Below are 16,549 nucleotides of genomic sequence, written 5' to 3' on the forward strand. Positions count from 1 at the left end.
CCGCCATCACCGCGGGAGTGGGGGAGGCCCTGTCGGAGGACCCCACCTGCTTGTTCCCTGAAAGAATCCGGGCCTTCGTCTTTCAGTAGCGGGGACAGGATTTGAACCTGCGACCTCTGGGTTATGAGCCCAGCGAGCTACCGAGCTGCTCCACCCCGCGTCGTTGTGTTCAAACCGTACCACGACGCGGAGGTGGCGCTTTACCGGCAGCTGCTCAGCTGCCCTTGGGCGCGGCCGCCGCCGCACGCTTCAGCGCGTCCTGCAGATCGGCCTGGGCCTTGCCGTAGGCGGTCCAGTCCTGCTTCTTCAAGGCTGCCTCACCCTCCGCATAGGCCTTCTGCGCATCCGCGATCGCCTGCTTGAGCGCGACGTCGCCGGTGGTCGCAGGTGGCTTCGTGGTCTCGCCCGGCGGCTGCGTGGTTTCGGTGCCCTCCACCCCGAAGACCGCGTTGAGCGCCTCCCCGAGGCTGTTCTCGAAGACGGTCTTCGAACCGTACGAGGCAGCCACCTTGCGCAGCAGCGGGTAGTTCTGCGTGCCACCGCGCGTGTAGACCGGCTCGATGTAGAGGAAGCCCCCTTCGAGCGGCACCGTCAGCAGGTTGCCGTACTCGATGTCGGAGTCGGTTCCCTTGAGGTTTCTCACGAACTCGGCGACATCGCCGTTGCCGTTGAGCTCGCTCTGCACCTGCCCGGGGCCCTTCACCGTCGTGGTGACTCTGAGCAACCGTATGGTGCCGTAGTCCTTGCTGGCCGCATCCGCGTCCACCGCCATGAACGCCCCGAGGTCGGGCCGCCCCTTCGGGGTGAACGTGGTGGTCAGCGAAAACTTCTGGGCCGGCTGGTCCGGCATCTTTATGCTCAGGTAGTACGGGGGGACGGCGCCGGACTCCTTCTTCGTCGGGTCGTCCGGGACCTGCCACGCGTCACTGCCGCTGTAGAACTGTGCGGGGTTGGTGACGTGGTAGCGGGTGAGCAGCTCGCGCTGCACCTTGAACAGGTCCTGCGGGTACCGCAGGTGGGCCATCAGGTCCTGGGGAATGTCGCCCCGTGGCTTCACGGTCCCGGGGAACGCCTTGCGCCAGGTCTTGAGGACCGGGTCCTTGGTGTCCCACTCGTACAGCGTGACCTTGCCGTCGTACGCGTCGACGGTGGCCTTCACCGAGTTGCGGATGTAGTTGACCTGGTTCTGCTGGGCGACGACCGCGCGCTGATTGGTGGTCAGCGAGTCGGCCGTGGTGTCACCGAGCGTCGTGCGCGAGGCGTACGGGTACCCGTTGGTGGTGGTGTACGCGTCGACGACCCACTGGATGCGGTGGTTCACCACCGCCGGGTACGCGTCGCCATCGATGGTCAACCACGGGGCGACCGCCTCGACGCGCTCCTTGGGCGTGCGGTTGTAGAGGATCCTCGAGCCCTCGCCGATGGCCCCCGAGTAGAGGATCTGCGGCTCGCTGAACGAGACCGCGTACGCGGCGCGGTTGAACGCGTTGGAGAGGCTGACTCCGCTGTTGCCCTTGTAGCTGGTGGTCTTCTCGCCGTCCTCCTCGTAGTCGAGCTCCTTCTGGGGCCCGCCGACGATGGAGTACTGCTCGGTCTTTTCGCCGTAGTAGATCTGCTGCCGGTACGTACCGAGCTCGCCGGTGGTCGGCAGACCCGACTCGGTGAAGTCCGGGGACCCGTTCGGGTTCTTGCCCGTCGTGGTGCCCCGAGCGGCGATGGCGCCGTAGCCGTGGGTGTACGTGAAGTGGTCGTTGATCCAGTTGCGCTTGGGGATGCCGTCCAGGTTGAGCTCGCGCAGACCGATGACCGTGTCCTGGTCCTTGCCGGCGGCGTCCTTGTAGCGGTCGACGTCCAGAGTCTTGGGGAACTGGTAGTAGTTCCGCTTCTGCTGGAGCTGCTGGAAGGCCGGGGAGACGACGTTGGGGTCCATCACCCGGTAGCTCGCGGCGTCGTCCGCGCTCGCGCGCAGCTTCGCGTCGTCCGTCGTGGTGCTCTTGCCCGAGTAGTCGGTCACCCGGGCGTCGTCGATGTCATACGCGTCACGCGTCGCCTGGATGTTCTTCCGGATGAACGGGGCTTCCTTGGCCTGCTCGTTCGGCTGGACCTGGAACTTCTGCACGATCGCCGGGTACAGCCCGCCGATCAGGATCGCGGAGAGCACCATCAGACCGAAGCCGATCATCGGGAGCTGCCAGGTGCGGCGCCACAGCGTCGCGAAGAACAGCACGGCGCAGATCGCGGCGATGCAGAACAGGATCGTCTTCGCCGGCAGATAGGCGTTGGCGTCGACGTACCGCAGGCCCGTCCAGTTGTCCGTCGCCTTGAAGTCGCTGGACTTCACCGCCAGCCCGTACCGGTCGAGCCAGTACGCCACGGCCTTCAGCGAGACGAAGACGCCGAGCAGCACCGACAGATGGCCGGTGGCCGCGCCGGTGGCCCGCGCGCCGGGACTGGTGATGCGGAGCCCGCCGTACAGGTAGTGGGTCAGCGCGGCGGCGATCAGCGAGAGCACCGTGGCCGCGAAGCCGAAGCCCAGCAGGAAGCGGTACCACGGAAGGTCGAAGGCGTAGAAGGAGACGTCCAGATGGAACTGGGGGTCCTTCTGCCCGAACGCCACGCCGTTCACGTACATCAGCCATGTGCGCCACTGGCCCGATGCGGACGCTCCGGCGATCAGCCCGACGAGCGCGGTGACCGCGAGCAGTACCCACCTCTTGTACGGGGCGACGCTCATCCGGTAGCGGTCCAGGCTCTGCTGCTCCAGGGACATCGCGCTCAGCGGCGGCCGGAGCCGGTGCGCGAGCCAGATGTTCAGGCCGACAGCGATCGCCATCAGCAGTCCGAAGACGAGGAACAGCCCGATCTTGGTCCACAGGGTGGTGGTGAAGACGGACGAATATGCAACCGACCGGTACCAGAGCCAGTCCGTCCAGAACCCGGCGAACATGACGAACGCCATGGCGAGAATCGCCAGGACGCCGAGTGTCATGAGCAGGGTACGGGCGCGCCGGGACGGGCGGCCGACTCTGATCCGTGGCCCGGTCGGGCCTCCGCCGCGGTCCGGCATCTGGAAAGCCAACGTGCGCACCTCGAAGTTTGCTGTCGTGTGAAGCGGGCCCAGCGATCGTAGAGCCCACCTATGCAACTTACTGAGGCTTTACCTAGTTCCCGTTACCGGGGCAGAAGGAGGCAGGATGTTGGGCATGCCCAACGTTTCCCCCTCAGGCCCCCCGATGGCCGCAAGCCCCCTCACCGTCGCCGTGCTCGAAATCGACGAGTACGCCGCCGGCCTCGGCTGGGACCAGCCCGCCCGGCTCTTCGCTCTCGTCGACACCGCCAAGCTGCGCGCCCAGGAGCCGGGGCTCGCCGCCCAGCTCGGTCTCGACAGCCCGGAGTCGACGACCGCCGCATTCACCCCGATCGAGCAGGAGGAGATCCCCCGCGGAAAGGCGCTGGACGAGTTCCTCGCCACCATTGCCTGGCCCGACTCGGTGGCCGGATGCGCGATGACGGTGGAGCGCCTGATGCTGCCGCCGTCCGCCGAGGCCTCCGTACCGGACGGGCTCAGCGACGCCCAGCTGACGAAGTGGGTCGCCCGGCACCCCGACCGGCAGGAGGTGCGGATGACCGTGGCCGTCCTGCGCAACGGTGCGCGGGAGTCCGCCGTACGGCTCCGGGAGAAGGACTCCGCGAGCGAGGTCCTGACCGGCGCGGGTCTGGTACCGGGGCTGGCCGAGGCGCTGGCCGCCACGTTCGAGTCCTGAGAGTCCTGCCACGGCGGGCGGCATCGCGCCCGCCGTACCCGTGGGGGCGCGGTCAGCCTGCCGAGCAGCTCGGCAGAGCGGCCGTGTCCCCCGTGCGGATCTTCTCCAGCGACTTCTTCGCGTCGTCGATCGTCTTGACCTTCACGAGCGTGAGCCCGCTGGGGGTGTCGGACGCGGCGGCCCTGCAGTTGTCGTCCGGCGTCAGGAAGTACCTGGCGCCCGCGTTGCGCGCGCCGACCAGCTTCATGTTGATGCCGCCGATCGGGCCGACCTTGCCCTGGTCGTCGATGGTGCCGGTGCCCGCGATGAACTTGCCGCCGGTCAGCTGGCCGGGCGTCAGCTTGTCGATGATGCCCAGGGAGAACATCAGACCGGCGCTCGGGCCGCCCACATCGGCGAGCTTGATGTCGATCCGGAACGGGAACGTGTGATCCGTCCCCGCCTGGATGCCGACGATCGCCCGGTTCTCCTTGGCCGCCTTCGCCGTCGTGATGGTGATCTTCTCGGAACCCTGCGGCTCCTTGCCGGCCTTCTCGGCGGCAGCCGCCGTCTTGGCCGGGATCACCGTGAACGTGACGTTCTCACCGGGCTTGTGCTTGGTGACGAGCTTCGCGACGTCCTCGGGCTGTCTGACCGCCGTACCGTCGACCGCCTTGATCACGTCGCCCGCGTGCAGCTTGCCCTGCGCGGGGCTGCCCTTGATCACCGTGGAGACCACGACGCGCGAGGTCACCGGGATGCCCAGCTCGGTCAGGGCGGCGACCTTGGCGCTCTCCTGGGACTGGCTGAACTCCTCGGCGTTCTCCTGCGTCGACTGCTGCTCGGTCTTGCCGTTCGGATACAGCGTGTCGTGCGGGACGACGACGCTGTCGTGGGCGAGCCAGCCGTAGACGGCCTCGACGAGGTTCATGTTGTAATCGGCGCCCGTGACCCGCACCGTCGTCATATTGAGGTTGCCGGACGTCTTGTACGTCTTGTGCCCGGAGATCTGCAGGACCGGTTCTCCACCGACCTTGCCGAGCGTGTTCACCGTCGGACCGGGAGACATCTCCGAGTACGGCACTTTCATCAGCACGCCCGCGCAGAGCAGCGCGATGAGGATCAGTGTGGAGGCGAGCATCGTCGCGGTGCGGCGTGGCATGGAACGACAGTACGGGAAGGGTCTGTCAGTGCACCGCCGGGGCCGGTCCGTAAGGGGCGGAGCGCCAGGTGAGGTGCTGTGCCGATCGGCGTGGGCAGTCGGCGCCGCGATGCGGATCGGCGACTGCGTACGTACGGTGCTGCCTCAGGCAGCGTCGGAACCGGAGTGAGATTTCTCCATCGCCTCACGGAACCGGGCATACCCGGCGAGTTCGGTGACATCGCCGGTCGTGCGATTTCTGGCGGCCCAGCTCCCCCATATCGCAGCGCCGAGAGCAGCGAAAAGCGGAATCAGCAACCAGGCAAGTGCTGCCATGACGACCTCCCTACCCCATGAGCGACCGCAACCGCCGATCAGCAGATTAGCCATCTGCAGATCCAACGCTCATGGCAGGGGTGCGGTTACGCAAATCGGGGCGGATGACCGCCGGTTGGGTTTGAGCTCAGCAGGCGCCGACCCACTCCTCCGTGCCATCGGAAAACCGCTGGTGTTTCCAGATCGGAACCTCGTGCTTGAGATCGTCGATGAGCTTGCGACACGCCGCGAACGCCTCCGCGCGGTGCGGGCAGGAGACGGCGACGACGACGGCCAGATCTCCCACCTTCAGTTCACCCACACGGTGTACTGCCGCCAGCGCCCGGACCGGGAACTCGGCCACGACCTTCTCGGCCACCCGGCGCATCTCGTCCTGCGCCGACGGATGGCAGGAGTAGCCCAGCGCGCCGACGTCCTGTCCGCCGTCGTGATTGCGCACCGTGCCGACGAAGAGCGCGGTGCCGCCCGCGGCGTCGTCCCCGACGGCGCGGAAGATCTCGTCGACCGACAACGGTGTCTCGCGGATCTCCAGCAGCCGGATCGGGTCCTGCGCCGCCTGCTCACCGGGGTGGTCGTGGGTGGGTGCCATGCCGCCCATCGTGCCGTACCGCGCCGACTTCGCGGAATAGCCCTTTTCCACCGGCGATCCATCGGGGCCGAACTTGCCGGGAAAGGCGCTAGATGCGACGGCGTGCCTTGCGGGCGCGACGGACCAGGGCGGCGGTGCCGAGCAGCGCGACGGTCGCACCGGCGGCACCGGCAGCGGTGGCGTCCTTGCGGCCGAGCCGGCGTCCGGCGACGGTGTGGCGGCCCTCGACCTCTTCGAGGAGCGCGGCGAGCACCTCCTCGTTGGTCCACCGGGGACGCCAGCCGACGTCGTGCAGTCGGCTCACGCTGACCACCCAGGGGTGCATCGTGTATGCGAGGTCGCCCGCGGGGGACGGGGTGAGACCGATCCGGTGCAGCCGTGCTGCGGCACCGAGGGCGACGGCGGAGGGCAGCTCCATCCGGCGTACACCACTGAGCTCCTCGACCTCCTCCTGCTCCAGCCAGCCGTCGCAGCCGACCGCGAACTCCCCGTCGATCTTCTCCAGCGCGGCGTACTCGAGCGCTGTGACCAGGTCGTCGACGTGGCAGAACTGCCAGGCGGGGCGCGATCCGGCGACGACGAGGAGGCGCGGCGACTCGAAGTAGCGGGTCAGCGCCGTGTCCGTACCGCCGACCAGAACGGTGGGGCGGACCACGGTGACGTTGAGCCCGGGGTGGGCACGAGGCGCGCGACGGCCGAGCCGTTCGATCTCCAGGAGGTCACCGACACCGGTGGCCTCGGCCGTGGCGCGCAGCTCTGCGTCCTCGGCGAGCGGGATGTCGTTGTCGGGCAGCGCCCCGTAGACCATCGCCGAGGTGCAGAGCACGGCCCGGCGGACTCCGGCGGCCGCGGCGGCCGTCAGCACGGTCTGGGTGCCGCGGACGTTGTACGCGGTACGGGCGGCGGGGTCGGTCTCCAGGTCGAGATCGAGTGCCAGATGGACGACGACGTCTGCGCCGCGCAGTTTCTCGGCGATGGCGGGGTCGCGCACGTCGAGAATGTGCCAGGTCGCATCGGAGACCTCGCCCCGACGCTCGTCGATGGCGATGACCTGCTTGATCTCCTCGGATGCCGCGAGGCGCGCGGTGAGCAGCTCACCGACGCCGGTCGCGGCACCGGTGACCGCGACGACGGGGCCGCGGCTCTTGGAGCGGCTTTTCGAGGGCGTGCTCTCGTGCGAAGGGTCGGCCAGGTTTCGCGCTGCGCGAACCTGAGGATCTGGGGAACTCACCGGGCGTCTCCAGCGGTTGTCTTCAGTACGTACCCGAATGAGGCGTGCGTACCAGGTGGCGTCCATCCTGCCGCAGGCCGGGACCCGGCGGAGCACTGAGGCCCTGAGCGGACATGGTGTCTACGCTGGATGGTGATGTCGGGCAGTCGCCGTCGGTTCGAGCCGGCGGCCCTACGAGCCGAGGAAACCCGTGAGTGACACCCCATTCGGATTCGGCCTTCCGCCGGAGGAGCCGGAGAACGGCGACGAGGGCAAGAAGAAGGACCCCACCGGAGGTGGGCAGGGTTCGGGCGGGCCGGCGAACCCGTTCGGCTTCGGGCCGGGCGCGGGCGGGGACAACCCGTTCGCGGCGATGTTCGGCACGATGAACCCTAACGACCTGGGAGCCGCCTTCCAGCAGCTCGGCCAGATGCTGAGCTACGAGGGCGGTCCCGTGAACTGGGACATGGCCAAGCAGATCGCCCGCCAGACGGTTTCGCAGGGCACGCCGGACGGAACGAAGGACGCGAGCGTCGGCCCGTCCGAGCGGTCGGCGGTCGACGAGGCGCTGCGCCTGGCCGATCACTGGCTGGACGGCGTGACATCGCTGCCCTCCGGTGCGGTCTCGACCGTGGCATGGAGCCGTGCGGAGTGGGTCGAGGCGTCCCTTCCCGCCTGGCAGAAGCTGGTCGACCCGGTGGCGGAGCGTGTCGGCATGGCCATGGGCGATGTGCTGCCCGAGGAGATGCAGGCCATGGCCGGCCCGCTGATCGGCATGATGAGGTCGATGGGCGGTGCGATGTTCGGTCAGCAGATCGGGCAGGCCGTGGGTGTGCTGGCGGGTGAGGTGGTCGGTTCGACCGACATCGGGCTGCCGCTCGGCCCTGCGGGCAAGGCCGCGCTCCTTCCGTTGAACGTCGAGATGTTCGGCAAGGACCTGAGCGTGCCGCAGGACGAGGTGCGGCTCTATCTCGCCCTGCGCGAGGCTGCCCACCAGCGGCTCTTCGCCCATGTGCCGTGGCTGCGCTCGCATCTGTTCGGCGCTGTCGAGGGGTACGCGCGCGGCATCAAGGTCGACACCAGCAAGCTGGAGGACGTGGTCGGCCAGTTCGACCCGTCGCAGCCCGAGCAGCTTCAGGACGCCCTTCAGCAGGGCATGTTCCAGCCGGAGGACACACCGGAGCAGAAGGCGGCGCTGGCCCGGCTGGAGACGGCGCTCGCGCTGGTCGAGGGCTGGGTGGACGCGGTGGTCCACGAAGCCGCGAAGTCCCGGCTGACCTCGGCGGACGCACTGCGCGAGACGATGCGCAGGCGCCGTGCCTCCGGCGGCCCGGCCGAGCAGACGTTCGCCACACTGATCGGGCTGCAGCTGCGGCCTCGGCGGCTGCGGGACGCCTCGCGTCTGTGGGCGTCGCTCACAGACGCGCGCGGTCTCGACGGGCGCGACGCGCTCTGGGAGCACCCGGACATGCTGCCGACCGCGCATGACCTGGACGACCCGGACGGGTTCGTGCACCACGAGCAGCTGGACTTCTCCGAGCTGGACAAGATGCTCGGCGAAGCCGCGAAGGGTCCTCGGAAGCCCGCGGACGACAAGGGCGAGGAAACCGGCGCCACCGGTGACAGCGACGGCAAGGACGACACCGACCAGTGAGCCTGTACGACGACGCCGTTCTCCTGCTGAAGAGGTACGAGAACCGGGCCGACGCTGATCAAAAGCAGCTGCGGCAGACCTATCTCGACCATCTGGCACAGCATCCGGACGGCATGTGGAAGGCCTGCGGGGCCGGGCATCTGACGGCCAGCGCGCTGGTCGTCGATCCGGAGCGCGGACGGGTGCTGCTGACACTGCACCGGAAGCTGCAGATGTGGCTGCAGATGGGCGGCCACTGCGAACCCGAGGACGCCACGCTGGCGGCCGCGGCGCTGCGCGAGGCCACCGAGGAGTCCGGCATCAGCGGTCTGACGCTGCTGGCGGGCGGCCCGGTGGTGCTGGACCGGCATCCGATCCCGGCGCCCTGCCACTGGCATCTGGATGTGCAGTACGCGGCGCTGGCGCCGTCGGGCGCGACGGAAATGATCAGCGACGAGTCGCTGGATCTGCGCTGGTTCGCGTACGACGAGGTGGCCGAGGTGGCCGACACCTCGGTGGTGCGGCTGGTGGCACGTACGCGCGCGGCGCTGGAAGGCGGCCGGTAGCCGTACCGACGGCCCTCGGACCCGGACATCAACGGGTGAGGGGCGCCCTCTCACGAGGTCGCCCCTCACCCGTGTCCGTGCGCCGGGGTTCAGTTCCAGGCGTTGTTCTGGTTCTGGCCGTGCGCTCCCTGCTGGCCCATGCCGTACTGCGCGCGCAGCCCCTGGCCGGTCTGGGCGCTCTGCGGGGGCAGCACCTCGCTCGGCTGGACCAGGGCGAAGCCCTGTCCGAGGAAGCTGAGCTCCCAGCCCTCGCCGGTGTTGCCGCGCCGCCGCCAGACGCCCGAGGAGTGCGTCTGTGCCTGCATCTGCACGCGCAGCGAGCTGGACCAGGCGACGATCGCGTCGGCGTCGACGTTGACGTACTTGTCGGGCGTGACCTGCATCATCAGCGGCTGGCCGGACGTCATCAAGGCGACCTTGCCGGTGCCGGAGATGTTGAGCTGGTACTTGCCCGTGCCCGAGATGCCGTACTGGCTGTCCACAGCGATGACCTCGGTGTGCAACGACGAGTCGAGCGCCAGGACATAGGCGCTGTCCACCGTCATGCCGTCCCGGTCGACGTCCACGACATGCACGTACTGCGCGAGGTTGGCGAGGTAGACGGTGCCCTGCCCCGAGCAGCGCATCAGGTCGAGACCCTCACCGGTGTTCGCGCGGGCGCGGCGCTGCCCGTGCGACTGGTACTCGCCGTCGAACTCCATCAGCCCTTGGTACGCGACCATCGCTCCCTTGCGGGCGAGGACGTCGTCGTGGCCGGTCAGCGAGACCCGAAGGAGCTGCGGGTTCTGCAGGGTGTACCGGTCCTGGGACTGCTGTTCCGTGTAGTTGAAAAGCGGACTCTGCATGGTGTGTTCTCGCTCCCCCTCAGTTCCGGACCCGCAGGCGGTCCGTACTGTCCTCGCTCGGCTGGACGACGACGATGCCCTGGCCGGAGAACGCCATCTGGAACGCCTCGCCGCTTCCCCGCCCGATCAGCGAGGAGGCCTTGAAGCTGCGCTTGCCCTTCACCTTGAGGTTCGGGGACCACGCCACAAGGGCGTCCGGGTCGACATAGGTCTCGTCCTCGCCGCGTCCGCAGTCGACGACGATCGGCGTGCCGCGCGAGGTGATCGCGACCCAGCCGGTGCCGGAGATGCAGACGTTCCACAGGCCCTGGCCGGCGAACTTCGCCAGCCCCTTGACCCGCTCCACGCCCCAGGTGAGGTGGCCGTCGAAGGCCAGGACGTTGGTGCCGTTGACCGAGAGGGAATCGTTGTTGAGATTGATGACGACCACATCCGCGCCGTAGTCGGCGAGGTAGAGCAGCCCGTCACCGGAGCACTTCATCAGGGGTGCGCCCTCGCCGGTGATCCACTGGGAGGCGATCTGCCGGACGGCCGGCGGGTTGGGCTCGTACTGGATGAAGCCCTCGTAGGACACCATCGAGCCGGTACGTGCGTAGAGGTCCTGGCCCGTGGCCATGGCGACCTTGAGCATCGTATGGCCGTGGTTCTCCATACGGGCCGTGACGGGGGTCGGGGCGAAGCCCGCGAGCTGCTGGTTCATGACGGGCTCCCTCAGACCTCGTAGGGCTGGACGACGATGAAGTTGCCGGGGGCTCCCCGGAACTGGAGGTTCACGGTCTCTCCGCTGTGCCCCGGGTACGCGTTGCGGCGCAGCCGGACCTGGCTGGAGATGATCACCTGGGACGCGGACGACCACGCCACGACGGCGTTGCAGTCGGCGAACGTGGTCGGCGTGACCGGCAGGACGACAGGGACGCCGTGGGTCTTGACGACGACCGTGCCGCTGCCCTGGAACTGCATGGTGAACAGGGCGCCGCCGGGGATGCCGTGACCCTCGATCCTGCGGACCTCGTACTGCAGCGACTCGTCGAAGGCGAGGACGCTCTCCGCGGAGACGCAGATGCCGTCGCCCTGGAGCTCGATGGAGTGCAGATGGGCACCGTCTTCGGCGAGGAAGACCTGGCCGCGACCGGTACAGCGCATCAGCTGCATTTCCTGGCCGGTCGCATTCCCGACCATGCGGCCCACGAAACCGGCACCCTTGTAACTGAAGTCGACCTTGCCCTGATACATCACCATGGAGCCCTGACGGGCGAGCACCGGTGTACCGCCCATGGTGAGGTCAACCCGCATGAGCTGCTGGTTCTGCGGCGTCCAACGCTGGCCGGTGGCCGTCTCCTTGTACGGCTGAAGCGCGGCCTGCAGACCGGCACCGGCCTGCGGCATGCCCTGGGGCATGCCCGGTTGCATTCCGGGGGGCTGCTGACCGTACGGAGCCGGGGCCTGCTGACCGTACGGGGCGGCCGGCATGGCCTGGCCGGGAAACTGCCCGAACTGGGGCTGCTGGGGCGACTGTCCCGGCTGACCGTAGGGAGCGGGGGCGGGCGCGGGCGGCGGGACGGTGCCACCCTGCGGTGCCATCGGCGCCGCGATCGTCGGCGCGGCATGCATCTGCTGCTGCGGAGTGGGGGCCTGCGCGGCCGGGGCGCCGAAGGACGGAGCCGGCTGCGGGACTTGAGGGACCTGGGGGGCGGACGGGACGCCGAAGGACGGAGCGGGCGCCGGGGCCTGCGCGGGTGGGGCGAACGCGGGGGCCGCCGCCTGCGGCTGCGCTGCGGCGGGCGCCTCCTCGGCGACCTCGCCGCCGAAGTTCTTCAGCAGCGCGTCGAGGCCGCCGTCGAAGCCCTGTCCGACAGCGGCGAACCGCCAGACGTCCTTCAGGTAGAAGTCGCCCAGCATCACCGCGCGCTCGGTGGTGAACTCGGATCCGGTGAAGGCATACCTGACGACTTCCTCGCCACCCGCGACGATCCGGATGTATCCCGGACCGATCTGCGACATCTGCCCCGCACCGTCGACTGTCGCAGTGAACGACAGCTTGTGGATGTTCGCCGGAATGCGGTCCAGAGTGACCCGGAACGACTCGGTGTCACCGGACTGAGCACCGAGGAGCTGAATGGACTCCTCGGGCGATTTCGGCTGATTGAAGAAGATGAAATACCGGTCGTCGGAGAGCTGCTCATGGGCATCGAGGCCGAAGCAGCTGATGTCGAAGGTCAGTCCAGGACCGGTGATCTGCACACCTACGTACAGATCCGTCCCCGGCGTGAGATCACTGATCTTGGCCTTGTGGCCGCGTTGGAATTCCCTGGCCATGCGTAACGACCGTCCCCCATCCCGAATGTGAATGCGTCGCGCCAGGCTAACCGCAAACTCCGGCATCGAGCTAAGTCGGTACACACCCGGTACAGAATCACTGAACGTCACTCACCACGCGCGGCGGGCAGATGAGGCAGCCGGTCCGCCGCCACCACTCCTTCGAGGTAACCGCGGGCCCGCTCGGTACGCGGATAGGCCTCCAGCAGCCGCCAGAACCGCGGACCATGACCGGGAACCAGCAGATGCGCCAGCTCGTGGACGAGCACGTAGTCGACGACGTACTCCGGCATACCCTGCAGGCGGTGCGACAGACGGATGCTGCCTTCCGCCGGGGTGCAGGACCCCCATCGGGTGTTCTGATTGGTCACCCACCGCACCGAGGCGGGCCTCGCCCGGCCCTCGAAATACTGGGCGGACAACCGCTCGGCCCGCTCAGCGAGTTCGCTGTCGCCGAGGATGCGCTTGCGCTCCTGGGCCGCGAGTTTGTCAAGCATCACGGTCACCCAGCGCCGCTCCTCCGCCTCTGACATCCTGGCGGGGATCAGCACGATGGTGCGGTCGCCCTCCCGGTACGCGGAGACCGTTCTGCTACGGCGGGTGCTCCTGCGGACCTCGACCGCGCTCGTCACCGAGACACGGGGCGGATGGCTGGCCGCGCTGCGCTGATGGTCTTTGGCGCTGCGCGCGGGGGTCTCCCCGGCGAAGCCGGGTGACGGGTCGGCGGGCACGCCCCGACGGTACCCGCTGTCAGTGCGGGAAGTCCCGCCTCCGGGAGGGTTCGAACATGATCCGGTCCATGGCACGCACCATTTGAACGACTAATACCCCATGCCTGTGGATAACTTTCTGCACGCTTTGACGCCAGCCTGCATTCTGGCAACGGATCTCGCGAAGCTCCGGTCCGCGGCCGGCGCACGCAGATCACTCCGGACCGCACGGAGATCGCACGGAACAGCGACAGCAGCAGGACGAACACGAGCCAGGGGGAAGCCATGCATCCGATGTTGAAACCCGCACTGCGCCGAGCGTGGTGTGGAACGAACACCGTGCAATTCGGAGTGACGCCCGCTCACGCGGTGAAGGTGGGGCCGATGGATATCGCCACGCGCAGTTTCCTGGAACTGCTCGATGGAACGCGCGGCCTGCCGCTGCTGCGCGAGGAAGCCAGGGCACTGGACCTGTCGGACCATCACGTTGACATCCTGGTGGCGCGATTGGCGGAAGCGGGACTGATCGACGATGTCCGGGCGGGCGGGCCGGAAGCCGATGCGTTACGGAACCGGGCCGACGTACTGGAGCGACATCGCCCCGACCTCGCGTCGCTCTCGGTCGTGCACCCCGAACCCGGTGGCGCGCTGAGACGGCTGGCGGCCCGTCGCGCGATGCGGGTCCAGGTGCGGGGCTCCGGCCGGGTCGGTGCGGCAATCGCGGCGGTACTGTCCGGGTCCGGTGTGGGCCTGGTCGAAGTCCTGGACGGTGGGGTCGCCGAGCAGTCGGATGTCGCACCCGGCGGGCTTCCGGCCACTGCGGTCGGTGAGCGCAGGGACACCGCCGCCCGGCAGTTGGTGCGACGATCCGCTGTCGGTCCCGCCCCCCGGTCGACGGGGCCCGACCGCTCCCCGTCGCGTGGTGGTCCGGGGTTGTCCCTGGTCGTGGCCGCTCCGCGGGACGGTCTCGCGGCGTACGCCCCCGACCCGCGTGCAGCCGAGCCATGGATCGCTTCGGGCACTCCTCATCTCTATGCCGGGGTGATCGAGGCCACCGGGGTGGTCGGTCCGCTGGTACTGCCCGGCGGTACGGCCTGCGCGGGATGCCTGGACCTGCACCGCACGGATCGGGATCCACAGTGGCCGCGAATGCTTGCACAGTGGCGGTCCGGGCGGCGCGGCGCCGTGCAGGCGTGCGACCTGGGGCTGGCGACAGCGGTGGCCGGTCTCGCGGCGGCCCAGGCGCTGGCGTTTCTCGATGGCGAACTTCCCGTCGGCACGGGAGCCAGATGCGAGGCCGCCCTGCCGCTGTTGGACTGGCGGTCGGAGCGGATCGCGCCACACCTCGACTGTTCCTGCGGGGCGAGTGGGCACACTGGGAGGGAGCGCACCTCCGGGCTCGGCGCAGCGCAGGACACAATGGCCGGGTAACCGCCGCACGCGGCACGGCAGTCTGGGATTTGGAGGGGCGTATGTCTGATCTTCCCCGGAAAGCGGTCACCCGTACAGCCAAGTTGGCCGCACTGCCACTCGGCTTCGCCGGCCGTGCCACGTGGGGGCTGGGCAAGCGGATCGGCGGCAAGTCCGCGGAGATAGTGGCCCGTGAACTCCAGCAGCGCACGGCGGACCAGCTGTTCCGCACGCTGGGCGAGCTGAAGGGGGGTGCCATGAAACTCGGTCAGGCCCTGTCCGTCTTCGAGTCGGCCCTGCCCGACGATGTCGCCGGGCCGTATCGGGCGGCGCTCACCAAACTGCAGGAGGCCGCTCCCCCCATGCCGACCCGCACCGTCCACGCGGTGCTCACGGATCGGCTCGGTGAGAACTGGCGGGAGCTGTTCCTCGAATTCGACGACAAGCCGTCGGCTGCCGCGTCGATCGGGCAGGTGCACCGGGCGGTCTGGCACGACGGGCGGGCCGTCGCCGTGAAGGTGCAGTACCCGGGCGCCGGGGAGGCCCTGCTCTCGGACCTGACCCAACTCAGCCGCTTCGCCCGGCTGCTCAGCCCGCTGATCCCCGGAATGGATATCAAGCCGCTCATCGCGGAGTTGCGCGACCGGGTCTCGGAGGAGCTGGACTACGAACTGGAGGCGCAGTCGCAGCGGGAACACGCCGAGGAGTTCGCGAACGACCCCGATGTGGTGGTTCCCGGTGTGGTGCACCAGTCCGACCAGGTACTGGTGACGGAGTGGATCGACGGTGTCCCGCTGGCCGAGGTGATCGCCGAGGGCACCCAGGAGCAACGGGACCGGGCGGGTCAGCTGCTGGCACGATTCCTCTTCTCAGGTCCGGCGCGCACGAATCTGCTGCACGCCGACCCACATCCCGGCAACTTCCGGCTCCTGCCCGGGGGCGGGGAAGCGGACGGGGAGGCGGAAGACGGTGGGAGCGGGCCATGGCGGCTCGGGGTGCTGGACTTCGGCACGGTGGACCGGCTGCCGGGCGGCCTGCCTCAGCCCATCGGGGACTCGTTGCGGCTGACGCTGGCGGGTGACGCGGAAGCAGTCTACGAACTGCTGCGCGAGGAGGGCTTCGTCAAGGAATCCATCGACCTCGACCCGGATGAGGTACTCGACTACCTCCTGCCCATCATCGAGCCGGCACAGGTGGAGGAGTTCACCTTCACCCGCAGCTGGATGCGCAATCAGGCGGCCCGGATAGCGGATCCCCGCTCCCCCGCCCACCAGCTGGGCAAGCAGCTGAATCTACCGCCCGCCTATCTGCTGATACACCGGGTGACGCTGAGCACGATCGGGGTGCTGTGCCAGCTGGGTGCGACGGTGCGGCTGCGGGACGAACTGGAGTCCTGGGTCCCGGGGTTCCGGCCCATCGAGGACCTGCCCGATCAGCAGAACCGGGATCTGGAATTCCTGGATCAGGAACTGACCGGCCAGGGGCTGACCGGCCAGAGGCTGACCGAGGACGAGCTGCTCAACGACCCGCCGGCCTAGGGCGTGTTTCGAAAGTAGCGCCGCCTGGCAGGCGGGACTTTCGAATCACGCCCTAGTACCCCTCCCGGCACTAGGATCCGGCTCAGTGCCCAGGACCGTCCCCGCCGACCCCGACCCCGGCGCTGGCACGGGCCTCGGCGCCCGGGGGCAGGTCACCACCAGGCCGAATCGAGGCGGCCCTCGATCGCCCTGATGTGAGTGCGGGCGCAGTCGTCACAGAAGTACTGGCGCCTGCCGTTCTCCACGGAGCAGATCCAGGTCGGCGGAGCGTACGCGCTGTCGGCGGTGGTGCCGCACAGGGCGCACACCACAATCTCGGCACCCGGCTGGGCGGGGTGATGAGTCTCCACCCCGTGACGATAACTCCGTGCCCGCTGCGCGGCACGGCACCACACAGCACGACCGCGGGGCCGGTCCGTTCGAGACGCTCCACAAGCTCGCCGGACGCGGCGGGAAGGCGGCCCCCTCCGAACTCGCCGCCGACCTCGACCTCGCCCCCGCCTCCGTCACCG

Annotated in this window: 15 protein-coding genes, 1 tRNA gene and 1 pseudogene; 6 read left to right on the plus strand and 11 right to left on the minus strand. The window is 68.8% G+C overall.

The genetic code is table 11. From position 1 onward, the window contains the following. Positions 1-86: 86 nt before the first annotated feature. Positions 87-160: transfer RNA gene (locus AB0915_RS33860), tRNA-Met, on the minus strand. A 54-nt stretch (positions 161-214) separates the two neighbouring features. After that, a complete protein-coding gene (locus AB0915_RS33865; RefSeq protein WP_366694717.1) occupies positions 215-3,067 on the minus strand; it encodes a UPF0182 family protein in 2,853 nt (950 codons plus the stop codon). Between the two features lie 127 nt (positions 3,068-3,194). Here AB0915_RS33865 and AB0915_RS33870 point away from each other — a divergent pair, with 127 nt between their 5' ends. Next, the gene (locus AB0915_RS33870) at positions 3,195-3,764 is read left to right on the plus strand and encodes a PPA1309 family protein (protein ID WP_366694706.1); all 570 of its coding nucleotides are present in this window, start codon (positions 3,195-3,197) and stop codon (positions 3,762-3,764) included. Positions 3,765-3,816: 52 nt separating this feature from the next. On the opposite strand, the gene AB0915_RS33875 is transcribed toward AB0915_RS33870, so the two are convergent. From AB0915_RS33875 to AB0915_RS33890, 4 genes are all read right to left on the minus strand, one after another. Continuing rightward, positions 3,817-4,905, minus strand: coding sequence for a PDZ domain-containing protein (locus AB0915_RS33875; protein WP_366694707.1), 1,089 nt, complete (start codon positions 4,903-4,905; stop codon positions 3,817-3,819). Between the two features lie 144 nt (positions 4,906-5,049). Next, complete coding sequence (locus tag AB0915_RS33880; protein WP_366136868.1) at positions 5,050-5,220, minus strand: hypothetical protein; 171 nt, start codon at positions 5,218-5,220, stop codon at positions 5,050-5,052. A 127-nt stretch (positions 5,221-5,347) separates the two neighbouring features. Beyond that, positions 5,348-5,809, minus strand: coding sequence for a molybdenum cofactor biosynthesis protein MoaE (locus tag AB0915_RS33885; protein WP_366694718.1), 462 nt, complete (start codon positions 5,807-5,809; stop codon positions 5,348-5,350). 88 nt (positions 5,810-5,897) lie between these two features. Beyond that, entirely contained in the window at positions 5,898-7,040 is a 1,143-nt protein-coding gene (locus AB0915_RS33890) for an SDR family oxidoreductase (protein ID WP_366694708.1), read from the minus strand. A gap of 190 nt (positions 7,041-7,230) precedes the next feature. On the opposite strand from AB0915_RS33890, the gene AB0915_RS33895 reads away from it, so the two are divergent. Next, positions 7,231-8,673 (plus strand): zinc-dependent metalloprotease, encoded by a 1,443-nt coding sequence (locus AB0915_RS33895; RefSeq protein WP_366694709.1) that lies wholly within the window; start codon positions 7,231-7,233, stop codon positions 8,671-8,673. Then, entirely contained in the window at positions 8,670-9,218 is a 549-nt protein-coding gene (locus AB0915_RS33900; RefSeq protein ID WP_366694710.1) for an NUDIX hydrolase, read from the plus strand. Before AB0915_RS33895 ends, AB0915_RS33900 begins: the two co-directional genes overlap by 4 nt. 89 nt (positions 9,219-9,307) lie before the next feature. Here the strand turns inward: AB0915_RS33900 and AB0915_RS33905 are convergent, their stop codons facing one another. The 4 genes from AB0915_RS33905 to AB0915_RS33920 all read right to left on the minus strand — a co-directional run bounded on the left by AB0915_RS33905 (position 9,308) and on the right by AB0915_RS33920 (position 13,110). After that, complete coding sequence (locus AB0915_RS33905; RefSeq protein ID WP_366694711.1) at positions 9,308-10,063, minus strand: AIM24 family protein; 756 nt, start codon at positions 10,061-10,063, stop codon at positions 9,308-9,310. 19 nt (positions 10,064-10,082) lie between these two features. Then, positions 10,083-10,763 (minus strand): AIM24 family protein, encoded by a 681-nt coding sequence (locus tag AB0915_RS33910; protein ID WP_037688983.1) that lies wholly within the window; start codon positions 10,761-10,763, stop codon positions 10,083-10,085. Between the two features lie 11 nt (positions 10,764-10,774). Further along, entirely contained in the window at positions 10,775-12,379 is a 1,605-nt protein-coding gene (locus AB0915_RS33915) for a TerD family protein (protein WP_366694712.1), read from the minus strand. Positions 12,380-12,486: 107 nt separating this feature from the next. Further along, on the minus strand, positions 12,487-13,110 hold the full coding sequence (locus AB0915_RS33920; protein WP_366694713.1) for a M48 family metallopeptidase: 624 nt from the start codon (positions 13,108-13,110) through the stop codon (positions 12,487-12,489). 264 nt (positions 13,111-13,374) lie between these two features. On the opposite strand from AB0915_RS33920, the gene AB0915_RS33925 reads away from it, so the two are divergent. Next, positions 13,375-14,520, plus strand: a complete 1,146-nt coding sequence (locus AB0915_RS33925; protein ID WP_366694714.1) for a ThiF family adenylyltransferase — start codon at positions 13,375-13,377, stop codon at positions 14,518-14,520. Between the two features lie 41 nt (positions 14,521-14,561). After that, positions 14,562-16,037 carry an AarF/ABC1/UbiB kinase family protein gene (locus AB0915_RS33930; RefSeq protein ID WP_366694715.1) on the plus strand — a complete coding sequence of 492 codons (1,476 nt, stop codon included), beginning with the start codon at positions 14,562-14,564 and terminating at the stop codon, positions 16,035-16,037. Positions 16,038-16,189: 152 nt separating this feature from the next. Here AB0915_RS33930 and AB0915_RS33935 read toward each other — a convergent pair whose 3' ends face one another. Then, positions 16,190-16,387: a hypothetical protein gene (locus AB0915_RS33935; protein WP_366694716.1), complete on the minus strand. Its 198-nt coding sequence runs from the start codon at positions 16,385-16,387 to the stop codon at positions 16,190-16,192. 68 nt (positions 16,388-16,455) lie between these two features. On the opposite strand from AB0915_RS33935, the pseudogene AB0915_RS33940 reads away from it, so the two are divergent. Continuing rightward, positions 16,456-16,549: pseudogene (locus tag AB0915_RS33940) on the plus strand (MarR family transcriptional regulator); the annotation flags it as partial.

Source organism: Streptomyces sp. NPDC048411, from assembly GCF_040704695.1.
Taxonomy (GTDB): domain Bacteria; phylum Actinomycetota; class Actinomycetes; order Streptomycetales; family Streptomycetaceae; genus Streptomyces.